This window comes from Shimia sp. (assembly GCF_022448905.1).
Taxonomy (GTDB): domain Bacteria; phylum Pseudomonadota; class Alphaproteobacteria; order Rhodobacterales; family Rhodobacteraceae; genus Shimia.
On sequence record NZ_JAKVCW010000015.1, the window covers coordinates 64137 to 80466 of the forward strand.

Sequence of the window (16330 nt, forward strand, 5' to 3'; positions counted from 1 at the left end):
GCCAAACGGTTACAACCAAAGTCGTAAATGCGCAGGTTTTCCTGCGCTTGATCCAATTCTGATTTCAGAATTTATTAACCAAACGCTGTGAATTTATGGCGGATTTTAAAGACGCCGCGCATACGGTTTGGTCCATCGCGATATGCCGGTTTGGGTGGAGGTGCGCGGAGGCACCAAGGGGATAGCTTTGAAAGACAGTGAACAGATCAATCCGTTTGCCTTATTGGACTCGATTGCGTTTGCTGTTTTTGTACTGGAAATTGGACAAGACGGTATGCCGCGTTATGTGGCAGCCAATGCGCCGGCGCTGGAGCATACGGAGTTTACTTGGCAAGAAATTGTCGGAAAGACCGCGCTTGAGGTGTTTGGCGGCGTTGTTGGGCAACGCGGGCTGGCGCATCATCTGAGCGTTGTGGCGCAGGCCGAAGAGGTGACCTATGAGGTGCCTTTTCCTCAGGGCAACCGTGTAGCCCTGATGCGCACAACCTTGAGTCCGTTGTTCGATCGGGCGGGCAAGCTGACCCATCTTGTGGGCTCGTCCATGGATGTGTCTGCCCATAAAGAACGGGACGACGCGCTGGAACTCACCCGGATCGCCAAAGACAAAGCTGAGCAGGCGGTGCGCGCCAAGGAGCGTTTTTTGGCCAATGTAAGCCATGAAATTCGCACGCCGATGAATGGCATCATGGGCATGTGCGAGCTGTTGCGAGACACTGTACTGGACGATCAGCAGCGGCTGTATTCCGAGACGATTTACAATTCTGCAAATGCGCTTCTGGAAATTGTGAACGACGTGTTGGATTTCTCAAAAATCCAATCCGAAAAGATTTCATTGCACGTCGAGGCGTTTTCCTTGCGAGACCTTATTTCGGAAACGGTGACCTTGTTGGGCCCGCGGGCGTTGAACAAAGGGCTCGCGCTGGTGGAGGACTACGCACAAGACGCGCCAGACGCTTTTGTGGGTGATGGCACCCGGGTGCGGCAGGTGGTGCTCCACCTGGTGGGCAATGCGATCAAGTTCACCGAAACCGGTCAGATCCGCGTGGGGGTCACCTACGAGGAAGGCGCGGTGCTGCCTTTGCGGATCGCGGTGTCAGATACCGGTGTTGGCATTGCGCCGGAAGATCAGGAGATGGTGTTTTCGGCGTTTGAACAGGTCGATCGGCCGGAAATGCAGAGAGAAGAAGGCACCGGCTTGGGGTTGGCGATCACCCGGGCGGTGGTGGAGCGCATGGGGGGGAAAGTGTCGGTGCAGAGCACCAGAGGTGAGGGCTCGACCTTTAAGGTCTGTTTGAACTTCCCGACCGCCACCTCGGCAGACGTGCGGGCGGCGCGGGATCGGGCAGAGGCGCTGGGCGACACCGATCACCCGCCGCGGCTGGACTTTGAATTTGTGTCCTCGCCAGAACGTGCGCCAGCGGACGCAAGTGCTCTGCCCAACCTTAAGGGGCTGAGAGTGCTTGTGGCGGAAGACAATAAGACCAACCAGTTGGTGGTGAAAAAGATGCTGGCGCCAACCGAGGCGGAGTTGACCTTTGTCGAAGACGGGCAAGAGGCTGTGGCGGCCTTTGAGGCGGGCGATTGGGATGTGGTTCTTATGGACCTGCTGATGCCGGTCATGGGAGGGCTGGAAGCCACGCGCCAAATTCGCGCGCTTGAGGCTGAGAGACATCTGAAGCCGTGTAAAATCATTGCGCTGACAGCCAACACGCAGACCAGTGATGTTGACGCCAGTCTGGAAGCGGGAATGGATGACTTTCTGAGCAAGCCATTCCGCAAGCGCGAGCTGCTGTCGATGGTTGCAAGCGCGGCGCGGTCATCAGGCGAGACCTGATAACCGCAGGTTTATGTCAGACCATGTGACGGGCGCGGGCGCCGCGCTCGATGCCGGCGGCGTGCAGGCGGTCGATTTCCAGCTCGTAGCGGATTTCTTCGAGGATGCGCAGTTCGGTTTCCGCCAGCGTGCCATCGGCGGCGGCGACATCGCAGGCCAGCGCATAGGCGGTTTCAAACAGGTGCGCAGGCAGGTCGTGACGCACCAGACCAAACAGCGCGGCGAGACCGTCCTCTTGCTCAAACAGTTCAAACACCAGTTGGCTGACGTGCTGCATGCGGTCGATGTCATATTCGGCAAAGACCGGCAGGTTGTTCACGGCGACCTGGATTTTGACCAGCTCTGCGGTGCGGATGTTTTCGTCAGAGGCCGACACGGCAATCATCACGGCGACAAGGCAGTCTTGTGGCGTGAGGGTGGTTGGGGTCTTATCCGGCACTGGGAATTCCTTTGAAATAGCCTTGTTGCGGTGCAGAATATTGACTGACCCCGCAAGGAGCAATAGGAAGCGGCGGATTGTCAGGTGCAATGAGGCGCTTGGCAGGAATTTGCTGAAACCAATCCCGACATCGGAGATGGACAATGTCTGACCTGCGCGACGCAGCCCTCGTATCCAAAGCCTGGCCCTTTGAAGAAGCGCGCAAGCTTCTCAAACGCTACGCAAAGGGTGCGCCGGAGAAGGGATACGTGCTGTTTGAGACAGGCTACGGTCCCTCCGGCCTGCCACATATCGGCACCTTTGGCGAAGTGGCGCGGACCACGATGATCAAGACCGCCTTTGAGGCGATCAGCGACATTCCCACCAAGTTGATCTGTTTCTCGGACGATCTGGACGGGATGCGCAAAGTGCCATCCAATGTGCCGAACCCAGAAATTCTGGAGCAGCATTTGCAGCGGCCGCTGACCTCGGTGCCGGATCCATTTGGCACACATGACAGCTTTGGGGAGCACAACAACGCCATGCTGCGGCGGTTCTTGGACACCTTTGGCTTTGAGTATGAGTTCTACTCCGCCAAAGAGTTTTATGAATCCGGTCAGTTTGACGAGATTCTGAAGCGTGCCGTGGAGCGCTATGACGAGGTTATGGCGATCATGCTGAAGTCCCTGCGTGAGGAGCGCGCGGCGACCTATTCGATCTTCTTGCCGCTGCACCCGGAAAGCGGTCGCGTCATGTATGTGCCGATGAAAAAGGTCTGTGCAGAGACCTATACGGTGACCTTTGACGATGAGACCGGCAAAGAGTGGACCGTGCCGGTGACCGGTGGCAACGTTAAGCTGCAGTGGAAGCCAGACTTTGGCGCGCGCTGGGCGGCGCTGGGGGTGGACTTTGAGATGTATGGCAAAGAGCACGCCACCAACGAGAAAATCTATGATGCGATCTGTCGTGTGTTGGGGGGGCGGGCGCCGAACCACTTCTCGTATGAGCTATTCCTTGATGAAAACGGCCAGAAGATTTCCAAGTCGTCTGGCAACGGTGTGTCGATTGACGAGTGGCTGACCTATGCCTCCACAGAAAGCCTCGCGTACTTCATGTACCAGAAGCCAAAGACCGCCAAACGCATGCATTTTGATGTGATTCCGAAGGCGGTAGACGAATATCACCAACAGCTGCGGGCGTATCATACGCAGGACATCAAGGCACAGCTGAACAACCCGGTGTGGCATATTCACGGTGGCGACGTGCCACAGTCTGATATGATGGTGCCGTATTCCATGCTGCTCAACATTGCGTCTGTGTCCAATGCCGAGGACAAAGACACGCTTTGGGGCTTCATCAACAAATATGCGCCTGAGGCGACCGCAGAGACCCATCCGGGAATGGATGCCGCCGCGGGCCATGCCGTGCGTTACTTCAACGACTTTGTGAAGCCAGCGAAAGTGTATCGTGCGCCAACCGAGCAAGAGCGCCGTGCGTTGGAAGATCTGGCTGGGGCGCTAAGCTCTGCAGAAACGGCTTTGGCGGTGATTGCGGCCAAGAATGCGCTGGTTGGCAATGACGATCCGCTGCCGGAGCCGGATTTTGGGGACGAAGAGTTCCTGCAGTCTATCGTGTTTGCCATCGGTAAAACGCATGGCTTTGAACCGCTGCGCGATTGGTTCAAGGCGATCTATGAGGTGCTGCTGGGCGCCAGCCAGGGCCCGCGTTTTGGTGGCTTCATTGCGCTGTACGGCGTGGAAGAAACCGTTGCGTTGATCCATAAGGCACTGGCCGGTGAGTTGACCGCGGCTGAGTAAAACCCGCATTATGGGCAACGTTTTGAAAGGCTCCGCTTTGGCGGGGCCTTTTGGTTTTGAGGCAGGCGCTAAAGGCGTGAAATGATCTGCGGGCCGATGGTGGGCGTAGTCTCTTGCAAGGGAGGTGCGCCATGAAACATGTTTTGCTCGCAATTGTGGTTGTGATGGAGTTTGCCCGAACGCAAGGCGCCAAAGCGCAGGAAGGCGGTGCCGCCACGGAAATCCAGACGGTGATCAACAGTCAGATGGCGGCATTTGCCAAAGACGATTTTGCCGATGCCTTCACTTTTGCTGCAGATAATATTCAGCGGATGTTTGGCACGCCGGAGAACTTTGGCGTGATGGTCAAACGCGGCTATCCGATGGTGCATCGCGCCGAGGATGTGCGGTTTGGCGAGCTGCGCGCCGAGGGCAATGCGTTGTGGCAGCGAGTGCTGGTGAAAGACGGTGCAGGCGTGGTGCATGCGCTGGAGTATCTGATGATTAGCGATGGTGACAGCTGGCGCATTGCGGCGGTGCAACTGCTGCAGCCAAAAGACGTGGGCGCCTAGCGGGTACGGGCCTCGCGCCAGACCAGAATGGCGGCGGCACAGAGGATGATGCCAGCTCCGAGCCAGCTGATCGCGTCTGGCAACACCGAAAACACCGCGGCGTCATAAAGCGCGGCAAATGCCAGCGACGTATAGAAAAACGGGCTGACGAAACTCGCGTCGGCCATGCGCATGGCGTTGATGAAACAGGTTTGTGCAGAGGCCATCAGCAGACCGATGCCCGCCAGTGCCGCCGATTGTTGCAAGGTAGGCATTTGCCAGACAAAAGCGGCCGCGACCGTGGCGATGGTCAGGCCAATGGCGTTGTTGATGAGCAGGATTTGGAAAGGGCGTTCGCGGCCTGTGAGCTTCTTGATGAAGATCAGCTCGCCGCCCATGGCGCAGGCCGCGCCCAAAGCCAGCAAAGCGCCGAACTCCAGAGCGCCGGCTCCCGGACGGGTGAGCACCATGGCACCGGTGAAGGCCAATGCGGCAGAGCCCCAACGCCACGGGCCGATCTTGTCACCGAGAAACGGGATCGCCAGCAGCATTCCGACCACCGGGTTCAGAAAGCTGATCGCGGTGGCGTCTGACAGCGGGATAAAGGCGGCGGCGGCAAACATCAGCGTCACGCCGCCCCAGCCCAAAGTTGAGCGGCCAATGTGCAGCCCCCAATGGGGGCGGGTGATTTGAGGGCGGACAATCATTGCAGCAGTGGCGAACCCCAAAAACGCAAAGAGGAAGCGCCCGTGGCTGATTTGCAGCGGATGCAGCTCCGGTCCCAAGGCACCAGTGCCCAATGCCTTGGCCAGCAAAGTGGTGCCCGCCGCAAAGGCGGAGGCCGCGAGGGTCAGCGCGGCTGCAAGGGCCGGATTGGTGCGGGGCAGGGACTGTTCGCTCATGAGGTGGTTATGCGCCTGCGGTTTCGGACTGACAAGTGGCGGTTTTGAGCGCTTTGTGTGGTGCGGGAGACTCTGCCGATTTGCGCAGATGTCACAAAATTTACGCGAAACGAAAGATAGGGGTTCCTATTTGTCGCTGATGCCTCTAGGCAGGGCGCATGATCAAACGCACAGATATCCTCTTTGTACGACGCCGACGCGCTATTGCGTGACCGGCCCTTGATCCCTTGCGCTGCAAAGTGGCGCACAACCTCTCAAAAACATTGACGCAAATGCCCCAAGTGATGCAGTCACAAAGGCTCATGATCTGAAAAGGAAGATCGACATGATCCCGTCCGTTTTGCCGACGTACAACCGCGCCGCCCTCACGTTTGAGAAGGGCGAAGGAAGCTGGATGATCGAGGCGGATGGCCGACGTTTTCTGGACTTAGGTGCGGGCATTGCTGTGAATGTGCTGGGCCACGCCAATCCGGTGTTGGTGGAGGCGCTGACCGAACAGGCCGGTAAGCTGTGGCATGTGTCCAACCTCTACAACATTTCGCAGCAAGAGGCGCTGGCGGACAAGCTGGTCGCCAACACCTTTGCGGATACGGTGTTCTTCACAAACTCCGGCACTGAGTGCTGTGAGTTGGCGGTGAAGATGGCGCGCAAGTATTGGCACGACAAGGGCCAGCCGGAGCGGGTGGAGATCATCGCCTTTGAAGGCGCGTTCCATGGTCGGAGTTCCGCCGGGATTGCCGCGGCGGGGGCGGAGAAGCTTGTGGCGGGCTTCGGACCACTGTTGCCGGGGTTCCATCAGGTGGCTTGGAGTGATCTGGAGGCGGCCAAGGCGCTGATTTCTGATCAGACCGCGGCCATCATTGTGGAACCTGTGCAGGGTGAAGGCGGTATTCGTCCAATGGCGGATGAGGACCTCAAGGCATTGCGGGCGATCTGTGATGAGGCGGGGATCCTGCTGATCATGGACGAGGTGCAATGTGGCGTGGGCCGGACCGGCAAATTGTTTGCCCATGAATGGGCCGGTGTGACGCCAGACATCATGATGGTTGCCAAAGGCATCGGCGGGGGCTTCCCGCTGGGCGCGGTGCTGGCCACGGAAGAGGCCGCGAGCGGCATGGTGGCGGGCACCCATGGCTCGACCTATGGCGGTAACCCGCTGGCCTGCGCCGTGGGTGGCGCGGTCATGGATGTGGTCGCGGATGAGGCGTTTTTGGCGGAGGTGAACCGCAAGGCGGGTCTGTTGCGGCAGAAACTGGAAGGGGTGGTTGCGAGCCATCCGGACGTCTTTGAAGCGGTGCGTGGCGCCGGGCTGATGTTGGGGCTCAAATGCTCCAAGGCGGCCTGTGGTGACGTTGTGGCGGCAGGTTATGACCATGAGGTTGTGACCGTGCCTGCGGCGGACAATGTGGTGCGTTTGTTGCCACCATTGAACATCACAGATGAAGAGATTGCCGAGGCCGTTGTGCGGCTGGAGAAGGCAGCAGCGCAAGTGGGCGCGGAAGGTTAAGGACTATAGAGATGAAGCATTTTCTGGATATCAATAAGACCAGCGTGGACGATCTGCGTAGCATGATCGACAGCGCGAAGGCGATCAAAAACGCCCGCAATGGTCGCCCGAAAGGCGCGCAGGATGATGACCTGCCGCTGAAAGATCACATGGTTGCGCTGATCTTTGAAAAGCCGTCGACGCGGACGCGGGTGAGTTTTGATGTCGGCGTGCGCCAGATGGGCGGGCAGACCATGGTTCTGTCTGGCTCTGAGATGCAGCTGGGACATGGCGAGACGGTGGCGGATACTGCCAAGGTGCTGAGCCGTTATGTCGACCTGATCATGATCCGGACCTTTGAAGAGGCCACGCTGCTCGAGATGGCGGAGAACGCCACCGTGCCGGTGATCAACGGGCTGACCAACCGCACACACCCGTGCCAGATCATGGCGGATATCCTGACCTTTGAAGAGAAGGTCGGGCCGATTGCGGGCAAGAAGGTTGTGTGGTCTGGTGACGGCAACAACGTGTTTGCCAGCTTTGCTCATGCGGCGGGGCAGTTTGGTTTTGATTTGACCTTCACTGGCCCGCAAACTCTGGACCCGGAGCAGGTGTTTATCGATGAAGCCCGTGCCAAAGGCGTGAAGGTGGAGATCGAACGTGATCCTGTGAAGGCGGTACAAGGCGCTGACCTTGTGGTGACGGACACCTGGGTGAGCATGCATGATGCGCCGTCCGCACGGGAGCGTCGCCACAACCAGCTGCGTCCATTCCAGGTGAACGAAGAGCTGATGAGCCATGCCAATGACGATGCGCTGTTCATGCATTGTCTGCCGGCGCACCGGAATGAAGAAGCCACCAATGCCGTCATGGATGGGCCGAACTCGGTGATCTTTGACGAAGCGGAAAACCGGCTGCATGCGCAGAAGGCGATCATGAAGTGGTGCCTTCAGAACTAAGGTTCGCGGCAATAAGTAACGTAAGGGCGTCAGCATAGTTGGCGCCCTTTTTGTTGTTTGGGGGCGCATCCTGCGCCTAAGCTTATCCCGCGAAAGGACAGAGGGAGCGCGTGATGGGGGAGACGCAAGGGCGTAGCGGTGCGCCCAGGATTGTGGTGGCTGGAGCCGGGAGTATTGGGTGTTTCGTTGGTGGCTTGTTTGCGCGGAGTGGTCAGGATGTGACGCTGCTGCTGCGGGCGGGAACGGCGGAGGAGATCACGCAGAATGGGTTGACGCTGACCGACTTTGGAGCGCTCGATGCAGCTTTGGCCCCGGATCGGTTTGCGATGAGCACGGACCCAGCCTGTTTGGCGGCGGCGGACATCGTGTTGGTCACGGTGAAAAGTGGCGCCACGGAGGAGATGGCGGCGCAGATTGCTGCGCATGCGCCAGCGGAGGCTGTGGTGGTGAGCCTGCAAAACGGTGTGGAGAATGCGGCACTGCTGCAGGAGATGTTGCCGGGTTGGGATGTGCGCGCAGGCATGGTGCCGTTCAATGTGGTCTGGGTCGGCGGAGGCCGGTTTCATCGCGGCACCAGTGGTGACATCATTATCGAGAGCGGCCAGGGGCATGTGGGTCGGCAGTTGAACGTGCCGGATTTGCATGTGCATGAGCATGGCGACATCGCAGCTGTGCAATGGGGCAAGCTGCTGATCAATCTCAACAACGCGTTGAATGCGCTGTCGGGGCTGCCGCTGAGGGAGCAGATTGGCGACCGGGACTGGCGGCGGTTGATGGCGGCGCAGATGGCGGAAGCTTTGGCGGTGCTGCAGGCGGCGGATGTCGCTTTTCAAAACCCTGTGGCAAAGGTGCCAATGGAGCTGGTGCCACGGATTTTGCGGCTGCCGACATGGGTATTTCGGCTGGTGGCGAAGACCATGCTGTTGATTGATCCCAACGCGCGCAGCTCCATGTGGGAGGACCTTGAGAAGGGGCGTGGGACCGAGATTGACGAGCTGCAGGGCAAGATTGTGCGATTGGCGCGTCAGGCCAATGTCGCGGCGCCGATCAATGCGGGCCTTGCAGAGATGATCCGAGAGGTTGAGGTACTTGGTGCGGGTGCGCCCAATCTCACAGCACAGGAGGTGCAAAGCCGTCTGCGGACACTAGATGCGCCCGCAGACGGGGAAGTTTAGCTGCTCAGCGTGTTGAGCGCGTAGAAGATTGCAGCCGACATCAATGCGGCGGCGGGCACGGTGATGACCCAGGCTGCGACGATGGTCATGAAGTGGCTGCGACGCACCAACTTGCGGCGGCGGCGTTCTTCTGGCGCGATGCGTTTTTCAGGCGGGCGTTGTACGGCGGTTTTGCGCAGGCGGCGCTCGGCGTGCCATTCGCGGTAGAAGCCAACGCCAAAGATGCCGCCCACGGCGATATGGGTGGAACTGACCGGCAGGCCCAACCAAGAGGCGACAATCACGGTGATCGCGGCGGACAGGGCCACACAATATGCGCGCATTGGGTTCAACTTGGTGATCTTCTCACCGACCATGCGGATCAGCTTGGGGCCAAACAGGAAGAGGCCAAAGGAGATCCCAAACGCGCCGATGATCATCACCCAGTTGGGGATGGAAACCTTGGCGGCAAATTCGCCAAACTCGGCGGCGTGCACGATGGCGGCCAGTGGGCCAACCGCGTTGGCCACGTCGTTGGCGCCATGGGCAAAAGACAAGAGCGCGGCGGAGAACACCAGCGGAATGCCAAACAGCACTTTGAGGGACTTGTTGCGGTTCTCTAGGCCTTCAGATTGTTTGCGGATGAGTGGTGCGGAGACCACGTAGAACAGGCCTCCCACGGCAACACCAATCAGCAGGGCAGTTTGCAGGTCAATCTTGATGATCTTTTTGAGACCTTTGAGGGCCAAGTAAGATGCAAACGCTGCGGCCATGATGCCGATCAACACTGGCACCCAGCGACGGGCGGCGGCGATTTTGTCGTCTTGATAGATGATTTTGACCTTGATGAAGGCCAGGAATGCGGCGGCGATTACACCGCCCAGCACTGGAGAAATCACCCAGGACGCGGCGATTTTGGCCATGGTGGGCCAGTTCACGGCCGCGAAACCTGCGGCGGCGATGCCTGCGCCCATCACACCCCCTACAACGGAGTGGGTGGTGGAGACCGGCGCGCCGACCCATGTGGCGAGGTTCACCCAGAGCGCGGAGGAGATCAGCGCGGCCATCATGGCCCAGATGAAGATGGTGGTGTTGGCCATGCCAGAAGGATCGATGATGCCTTTGGAAATGGTCGAAACCACGTCGCCCCCGGCCAGCAAAGCCCCGGCGCTTTCAAAAAAGGCGGCAATCACAATCGCGCCGCCCATGGTGAGCGCGTTGGCCCCCACAGCGGGGCCCATGTTGTTGGCCACATCATTGGCACCGATGTTGATCGCCATATAGGCGCCAATCCCGGCGGCGGCGATGATGATCATTGTGTTGGAGTCACTGCCAGACAGAAGACCTGCGGCAACACCTGCGAGCACAATGAAGGCAATCGCAATGCCAAACCCGACCATAGGGCGGGAGACATAGAGTGTGGCAGATTCCAAATGGGAGATGCGGTTGAGGTCACGGTCCAGAGTGGACCACTTCTTGCCTGAGTTTGGCGAGGTCATGACAAAGAATCCCGGCTTTACGTCGTACGGGGGGGCTACCCCCGTCGCCGGGTCATTGCAACGATTTCGTTACAAATGCGTTACGAAAGGATTACAATTCTCTCAGAAGGGCCTGAAGCTGTGGTTCGTTCACCATATCGGCGGCTTCCTGCGCAGGGACCCATTTGCGGGTGCGTTCGTCCGCCTCTGGGAAATCGTCGACCAGTTCTTTTACTTCGGTTTCAAACACAGTGACGTCCACCGGGATTTCCAAACCGCCATCGAGACGCTTGTCATAGCCATAGATGCCGACGGGTTCGCGATCGATGTTGGCCTTTTTCACGCCCGCTTCTTCCCAGGCTTCGCGCAGGGCGGCACCCGGTGCATCAAGGCCAGTGATGGGCCAGCCTTTGGGCAGCACCCAGCGGCCAGTGTCACGTGAAGTAATCAGGAGCACCTCGGTTGCGCCCTGTTTCTCACGCGTGCAGAGCGCGGCCACCTGAATGCGGCGTGGACGACGCCACAGGGGGGCAATCACGCTGTCAAAGGCGGTTTTCAGGGCGTTGGTCATGGACGGCTGCTCGGCTTTTTTCGGTTTTTGTATCGGGTCGTTTCTTTGTCGTTCTTTTGTATATACGTTTTGGTTAGCAAAACGTCAAGATGACTGGAAAATACACTTATTGTTTGCGCCGTTTTGCGCGCAAAGTTGGGTCTGCCTGAGTGGGGTCTTCGGGCCAGGGGTGCTTGGGATAGCGGCCGCGCATGTCCTTGCGCACGTCGGCGTAGGAGCTGGCCCAGAAGCCGGGGATGTCCATGGTGGTTTGCACTGGTTTTTGCCCCGGCGAGAGCAGGGTCACGCGCAGCGGGGTGTTGCCCACCATCGGGTGGGTGGTTTGGCCAAAGAGTTCTTGCAGGCGCAGGGTGATTTCTGGGTTTTCGCCGGAATAGTCGATGGGGATTTTGCGATCCAGCGGCGTGGTGAAATGCGCGGGGGCTAGTCGATCCACCAGTTGCATCTGGTTCCAGTCGAGGCGGGCGCGCAGGGAGTCCAGCAGGTCGAATTTCTTCCAGTGGTCGGCGGTTTTTACGCCGGAGAGATGTGGCAGAAGCCAGTCATCGATGGTGGACATAAGCGCATCGGGCGTCATGTCGGGCAGGTCGTGACCGGCGGCGCGGATCAGCTCGACACGGGCCACAAAGCGTTGCGCGGCAGGGGAGAGCGTGATGCCGAGGTCGCGCACCCCGTCGAGCATTGCGGCGGCGATGGCATCATCCGGGGCGTCTTTCCAGATGCGGTCGTCCAGCGCGACAGCGCCGAACATTTCCTGACGGCGGGCAATGACGCGGCGCTCGCGTTTGGACCAGTGGCAGTTGTCTTGCCAAGCGATCTGATCGGCAAACAGCTCGCGGATTGGGCCTTCGGAGATTTGGATGGCCTGACGGATGCGCGCCTCACGCGGGTTGCCGTCTGTGTCTGTCACCACAATCAGGCGGGTGGCGGCGAGCGGGTCTTCGTCGTCTAGAATGGCGCCTTTGCCGCCAGAAAGCACGAAACGCGGGGCGTCGCCTTTGCGGTGCAGGCCAATGCGGTCCGGGTAGGACAGCGCGGCGAGTTCTGCGGCGCTGCGCGGCTTAGGATCGCTGCCTTTGGCGGATTTTGCGAGGCGTTTGGCCTCGTCGCGGATGCTGTGCAGCGCGGCGCGGTTGACGCCGTAGGGGCGGCGATCGGTGAAGGACTTGAGATCGGTCAGGGCCTCGATGCGCAGAGCGAGATCCACGGGCGCGCCGCGGGTGAGGGGGTCGCGCGCGGCGAGCAGTGCGGCCATGGGCGCGGCTTGCGGGCCTGCGGTGGCCAGCATGTGGGCGAGGCGGGGATGCAGTGGCAGTTTGGCAAGGGCTTTGCCATGGGCGGTGATGCGATTGTCTCCGTCCAGCGCGCCCAGCATGTGCAGGACGGATTGCGCCTCGGCAAAGCTGCCGGGGTTGGGCTGCGTCAAAAGGGCGAGGTCGGTGGGGGCGGCGCCCCAGAGGGCGAGCTCCAGCGCGAGGCGGGTGAGGTCGGCGGCTTCGATTTCAGCGGGGGGGAAGGGCAGGAGCGCGCCTTCTTCGCCCTTGGTCCAGAGGCGGTAGCAGATACCCTCGGCGACACGACCGGCACGGCCCTGACGTTGTGTGGCTTCGGCACGGGTGACACGTTCGGTCACAAGGCGGGACATGCCGGAGCCGGGATCAAAGCGGGCGCGGCGGGCGCGGCCTGCGTCAACCACTACGCGCACGTCCTGAATGGTGAGGGAGGTTTCCGCGATGGAGGTGGCGAGGACCACTTTGCGGCCGGTTTTGTCGGGGCGGATGGCGGCTTGCTGATCCTTGAAGGGCATGGCGCCAAACAGTGGGTGCACGGTGCAGTCCGCTGGCAGTTTCAGCAGCGATTGCGTGCGGCGGATTTCGCCTTCACCAGGTAGGAAGACCAGCACGCCGCCGTCGGTCTCGTTGACAGCCTGGGTGATTAGGCGGGCGGTGGCCTCTTCCAAACGGGTGTTTTTGGGCAAAGGACTGTCAAGCCAGCGGGTTTCCACCGGGAAGGCGCGGCCCTCAGACGTGATCATCGGCGCGTTGCCCATGAGGGTGGCGACCGGCTCTGCGTCTAGTGTGGCGGACATGGCCAGCAGGATCAGGTCATCGCGCAGGGCGTCGCAGATTTCGAGGCAGAGCGCGAGGCCGAGATCGGCATTCAGGCTGCGCTCGTGGAATTCGTCAAAGATCACCGCGCCGACGCCAGAGAGTTCCGGATCAGATTGGATCATGCGGGTGAGAATGCCTTCGGTGACCACTTCGATGCGGGTGGATTTGGAGGTTTTGCTTTCACCACGCACGCGGTAACCCACAGTTTGGCCTGCGGTTTCCCCCAATGTCTGCGCCATGCGCTCGGCTGCGGCACGGGCGGCCAGACGGCGCGGCTCCAGCATCAGGATGCGGCCCTCGGTGAGGTTCGCCTCCAGCATAGCGAGTGGCACAACGGTGGTTTTACCCGCGCCGGGCGGGGCTTGCAGGACCGCGCGGCCGGTGGCGCGCAGAGCAGTGATAAGGGGATCGAGGGCGTCGTGGATGGGCAGTTGCGTCATAGGGCACCTTATCGGCCCGTGGGGACGGGGCGTCTAGGGGGGATGCGCGTTAGTCGCGGCGGAAGAGTTTGGCCTTGCCGTGGCGCGAGGTGAGATGCACCTCGGTTGCGCGCCAGAGGTCGCCTTCCGGTGTGTAAACGATGGAGAGCGGCGAGGTTTTGAGCTCGGCCAGTTCTTCGGCGGAATAGCCGCCAATGCGGTCGTAGGTGCCTGCGCAGGTGACTTTGCCGTCGCCGTTTTGGCGGGACGTGAGTGTGATGCGCACGAGGCGGGTGCCGTCATATTGCTTTTGGTCCAGCGTACAGAGCTGATCCGCGTCCTGATCGCGCAGGGTGAGCCACATCATGGTCATCGGGTCGACCGCACCGCGTTTGGCTTTGTCTGAGATCGGCGCGGCGGGTGTTTGAGCGCCAGCGGTTTTGCGCGGCAGGGTGCCTGTGAAGGTCAGGGTGGTTTCGCTGACCCGTTTGCCGGTGTCGATGAAGCCGTCATAGCGAGTCGGAGCGATGTTGCTGCCACGCACGGCGCCTTGACTTTGCACGGTGAAACGGATGCGACGCAGAGCACCGGCGAGGCCGGTTGTGGTGAAACTGCCTTTGCCGGCAAATGTGATTTGGGTTTGCTGCGCGGCGACATCCAATTCGCCGACCTTGAAGCCAAAGGCGTGCACTGACCACTTTTGGGTTTCAGTGTTGGCTTGCCCGGCATGTGGCAAGCCAACTGCGGCACAGAGCAGCAGTGAAGCGAGAAGGTGGGCGGGTCGGGGTAGACAAAATGGGGTCATGCGCGGCATGAAGACTCACAATCAAAAAGATACAGGCTTGTCCATGGATATCGCAGATCTGCGCGACAGAATACTGAAACAGGACCGTCGGGCGCTGGCCCGTGCCATCACTTTGGTGGAGAGCGCGCGGCCCGATCATCGGGTCCAGGCCACGGCCCTGTTGGATGAGCTGTCCAAGGCGGGCAAACAGTCGCTGCGGATTGGGTTGTCGGGCACGCCGGGGGTGGGGAAATCCACCTTTATCGAGAGTTTTGGCATGATGTTGACCGCGCAGGGCTTGCGTGTGGCGGTGCTGGCAGTGGATCCGTCTTCGGCGCGGTCGGGCGGATCTATTTTGGGGGATAAGACCCGCATGGAGCGGCTGAGCCGGGATCGCAATGCGTTTATCCGCCCTTCGCCCAGCCAGACCCATTTGGGCGGCGTGGCGCGGCGGACGCGGGAGGCCGTGGCGTTGTGTGAGGCTGCGGGTTTTGACGTGGTGCTGATCGAGACCGTGGGGGTTGGGCAATCTGAAACCGTTGTGGCGGAGATGTCGGACTTGTTCTTGTTGCTGCTGGCGCCTGCCGGGGGCGATGAGCTTCAAGGTGTGAAGCGTGGGATCATGGAGATGGCGGACGTTATCCTTGTGAACAAGGCCGATGGCGATCTGAAGGCCACGGCCCTGCGAACCTGTGCGGATTACGCGGGCGCGTTGCGATTGTTGCGCAAGCGGCCGCAGGACCCGGACGGGTTCCCAAAAGCGATGACGGTCTCCGCTCTGGAAGAAAACGGGCTGAGCGACGCTTGGGGCGAGATGACGACGCTTACGGAGTGGCGCAAGCAAGAGGGCCATTGGGCTTATCGGCGAGCGGCACAGGCGCAGTTCTGGTTTCACGAAGAAGTGCGGCAGGGGCTTTTGGCGCGGCTGCAGCAGGGCGAGGCGCCAAGGCAACTGTCTAAACTGGATGCCGAAGTGGCCTCTGGCGCCATGACCCCGGGCCAAGCGGCGAAAGAGATGCTTGATCACCTCGCCTGATCCGCGCAATCATCAGCTGATCCTGTTTGGGCCCTTTTAGGGTTTTCACCGTATTGGCCTATAGGGTTGGTTGATTGGGAGTGGGTGATGGAGCTGCCTCCGCCCGGAGCATTTGATTGGTCGTTGCGTGGACTGGAGGAAGCCGAAACGGTTTTCACCCAAAGCCGCGATGGGCGTATCATTATGGAAGTGCGTCATCCTGTTGTTGCCGGAGTCACCTGCGAAATGGTGCATTGGTGGTTCGGGGTGTATGCGCACCTTAAGCTGCAGATCGATGGTGACGTTTTTGATGCGTTTAAGGTTTGGCATCCGCGGGATCACAAGTACTTACGGCGGGCAGACGCTGAGTGGTCCGGGCCATTGCGGCCTGGGGATCGGGTTTCTCTGTCTGAGGCCTATGGGCCGAGCCAAGAGTATAGCAACACAGAAACCGTACAAATCGTGCGCCTGGATCAGCAGGGATTTGGTCTGCGGGCAATCCGCCTTGGTCTGACCGTTGCTGATTTGAGTTATGCGTTTGACGATACACCGGAGGGGCTAGAAGTATCCACACGGCTTTGTGTTGGTGTGGCCAATGGCTGGGCAAAAACGCTGATCAACCAGGTTTTTGTGCCGCTTCTGTTTGATGAAAAGAAAACGGAGGCCTGGATGCTGCACAATGTCGAAGAGGTGAGTTCTTGGGCAAGTTTTCTACCTGAGGTATTTGCGCGGCGTGAACAAGGCGACTTTATTGTCTGGGACCGAGATACTGAGGGCTAACCGCCCTGTTTGTCGCGACGTATCTTGTGAATTTTTCTTGCTATGAGGTGCATCACCCCACAGTCTGAAAGC

Annotated in this window: 14 protein-coding genes; 8 read left to right on the forward strand and 6 right to left on the reverse strand. The window is 59.9% G+C overall.

The window, feature by feature from the left end:
- Positions 1-187 precede the first annotated feature (187 nt).
- Positions 188-1834 (forward strand): ATP-binding protein, encoded by a 1647-nt coding sequence (locus tag MK208_RS17045; protein ID WP_294118607.1) that lies wholly within the window; start codon positions 188-190, stop codon positions 1832-1834.
- Between the two features lie 16 nt (positions 1835-1850).
- Here the strand turns inward: MK208_RS17045 and MK208_RS17050 are convergent, their stop codons facing one another.
- Positions 1851-2273 carry a tellurite resistance TerB family protein gene (locus tag MK208_RS17050; protein ID WP_294118608.1) on the reverse strand — a complete coding sequence of 141 codons (423 nt, stop codon included), beginning with the start codon at positions 2271-2273 and terminating at the stop codon, positions 1851-1853.
- 143 nt (positions 2274-2416) lie between these two features.
- Here MK208_RS17050 and MK208_RS17055 point away from each other — a divergent pair, with 143 nt between their 5' ends.
- Positions 2417-4069 (forward strand): lysine--tRNA ligase, encoded by a 1653-nt coding sequence (locus tag MK208_RS17055; RefSeq protein ID WP_294118609.1) that lies wholly within the window; start codon positions 2417-2419, stop codon positions 4067-4069.
- Between the two features lie 131 nt (positions 4070-4200).
- Positions 4201-4620 carry a DUF4864 domain-containing protein gene (locus MK208_RS17060; RefSeq protein WP_294118610.1) on the forward strand — a complete coding sequence of 140 codons (420 nt, stop codon included), beginning with the start codon at positions 4201-4203 and terminating at the stop codon, positions 4618-4620.
- Here MK208_RS17060 and MK208_RS17065 read toward each other — a convergent pair.
- Complete coding sequence (locus MK208_RS17065) at positions 4617-5501, reverse strand: DMT family transporter (RefSeq protein WP_294118611.1); 885 nt, start codon at positions 5499-5501, stop codon at positions 4617-4619. The two genes, MK208_RS17060 and MK208_RS17065, sit on opposite strands and share 4 nt — an antisense overlap.
- Positions 5502-5826: 325 nt before the next feature.
- On the opposite strand from MK208_RS17065, the gene MK208_RS17070 reads away from it, so the two are divergent.
- The 3 genes from MK208_RS17070 to MK208_RS17080 all read left to right on the forward strand — a co-directional run bounded on the left by MK208_RS17070 (position 5827) and on the right by MK208_RS17080 (position 9121).
- Positions 5827-7008: an aspartate aminotransferase family protein gene (locus MK208_RS17070; protein ID WP_294118613.1), complete on the forward strand. Its 1182-nt coding sequence runs from the start codon at positions 5827-5829 to the stop codon at positions 7006-7008.
- Positions 7009-7019: 11 nt separating this feature from the next.
- Positions 7020-7946 (forward strand): ornithine carbamoyltransferase, encoded by a 927-nt coding sequence (gene argF, locus MK208_RS17075; RefSeq protein ID WP_294118614.1) that lies wholly within the window; start codon positions 7020-7022, stop codon positions 7944-7946.
- 113 nt (positions 7947-8059) lie between these two features.
- Positions 8060-9121 carry a 2-dehydropantoate 2-reductase gene (locus MK208_RS17080; RefSeq protein WP_294118615.1) on the forward strand — a complete coding sequence of 354 codons (1062 nt, stop codon included), beginning with the start codon at positions 8060-8062 and terminating at the stop codon, positions 9119-9121.
- Here MK208_RS17080 and MK208_RS17085 read toward each other — a convergent pair.
- From MK208_RS17085 to MK208_RS17100, 4 genes are all read right to left on the reverse strand, one after another.
- The gene (locus MK208_RS17085) at positions 9118-10599 is read right to left on the reverse strand and encodes an inorganic phosphate transporter (protein WP_294118616.1); all 1482 of its coding nucleotides are present in this window, start codon (positions 10597-10599) and stop codon (positions 9118-9120) included. The genes MK208_RS17080 and MK208_RS17085 overlap by 4 nt on opposite strands.
- Before the next feature lie 91 nt (positions 10600-10690).
- A complete protein-coding gene (locus MK208_RS17090; protein WP_294118617.1) occupies positions 10691-11149 on the reverse strand; it encodes an NUDIX hydrolase in 459 nt (152 codons plus the stop codon).
- Between the two features lie 106 nt (positions 11150-11255).
- Positions 11256-13700 carry an ATP-dependent helicase HrpB gene (hrpB, locus tag MK208_RS17095; RefSeq protein WP_294118618.1) on the reverse strand — a complete coding sequence of 815 codons (2445 nt, stop codon included), beginning with the start codon at positions 13698-13700 and terminating at the stop codon, positions 11256-11258.
- Between the two features lie 49 nt (positions 13701-13749).
- Positions 13750-14493, reverse strand: coding sequence for a DUF3108 domain-containing protein (locus tag MK208_RS17100; protein ID WP_294118619.1), 744 nt, complete (start codon positions 14491-14493; stop codon positions 13750-13752).
- A 34-nt stretch (positions 14494-14527) separates the two neighbouring features.
- On the opposite strand from MK208_RS17100, the gene meaB reads away from it, so the two are divergent.
- Together meaB and MK208_RS17110 are read left to right on the forward strand one after the other, a co-directional pair.
- The gene (gene meaB / locus MK208_RS17105; RefSeq protein ID WP_294118620.1) at positions 14528-15499 is read left to right on the forward strand and encodes a methylmalonyl Co-A mutase-associated GTPase MeaB; all 972 of its coding nucleotides are present in this window, start codon (positions 14528-14530) and stop codon (positions 15497-15499) included.
- An 87-nt stretch (positions 15500-15586) separates the two neighbouring features.
- Positions 15587-16258 carry a hypothetical protein gene (locus tag MK208_RS17110; RefSeq protein WP_294118621.1) on the forward strand — a complete coding sequence of 224 codons (672 nt, stop codon included), beginning with the start codon at positions 15587-15589 and terminating at the stop codon, positions 16256-16258.
- Positions 16259-16330: the final 72 nt, after the last annotated feature.

Coding starts and splice junctions, on each gene's coding strand:
- MK208_RS17090 (WP_294118617.1), bottom strand. CDS start 11,149: ATGACCAACGCCCTGAAAACCGCCTTTGACAGCGTGATTGCCCCCCTG.
- MK208_RS17085 (WP_294118616.1), bottom strand. CDS start 10,599: ATGACCTCGCCAAACTCAGGCAAGAAGTGGTCCACTCTGGACCGTGAC.
- MK208_RS17060 (WP_294118610.1), top strand. CDS start 4,201: ATGAAACATGTTTTGCTCGCAATTGTGGTTGTGATGGAGTTTGCCCGA.
- hrpB (WP_294118618.1), bottom strand. CDS start 13,700: ATGACGCAACTGCCCATCCACGACGCCCTCGATCCCCTTATCACTGCT.
- MK208_RS17080 (WP_294118615.1), top strand. CDS start 8,060: ATGGGGGAGACGCAAGGGCGTAGCGGTGCGCCCAGGATTGTGGTGGCT.
- argF (WP_294118614.1), top strand. CDS start 7,020: ATGAAGCATTTTCTGGATATCAATAAGACCAGCGTGGACGATCTGCGT.
- MK208_RS17100 (WP_294118619.1), bottom strand. CDS start 14,493: ATGCCGCGCATGACCCCATTTTGTCTACCCCGACCCGCCCACCTTCTC.
- MK208_RS17065 (WP_294118611.1), bottom strand. CDS start 5,501: ATGAGCGAACAGTCCCTGCCCCGCACCAATCCGGCCCTTGCAGCCGCG.
- MK208_RS17070 (WP_294118613.1), top strand. CDS start 5,827: ATGATCCCGTCCGTTTTGCCGACGTACAACCGCGCCGCCCTCACGTTT.
- MK208_RS17110 (WP_294118621.1), top strand. CDS start 15,587: ATGGAGCTGCCTCCGCCCGGAGCATTTGATTGGTCGTTGCGTGGACTG.
- meaB (WP_294118620.1), top strand. CDS start 14,528: ATGGATATCGCAGATCTGCGCGACAGAATACTGAAACAGGACCGTCGG.
- MK208_RS17055 (WP_294118609.1), top strand. CDS start 2,417: ATGTCTGACCTGCGCGACGCAGCCCTCGTATCCAAAGCCTGGCCCTTT.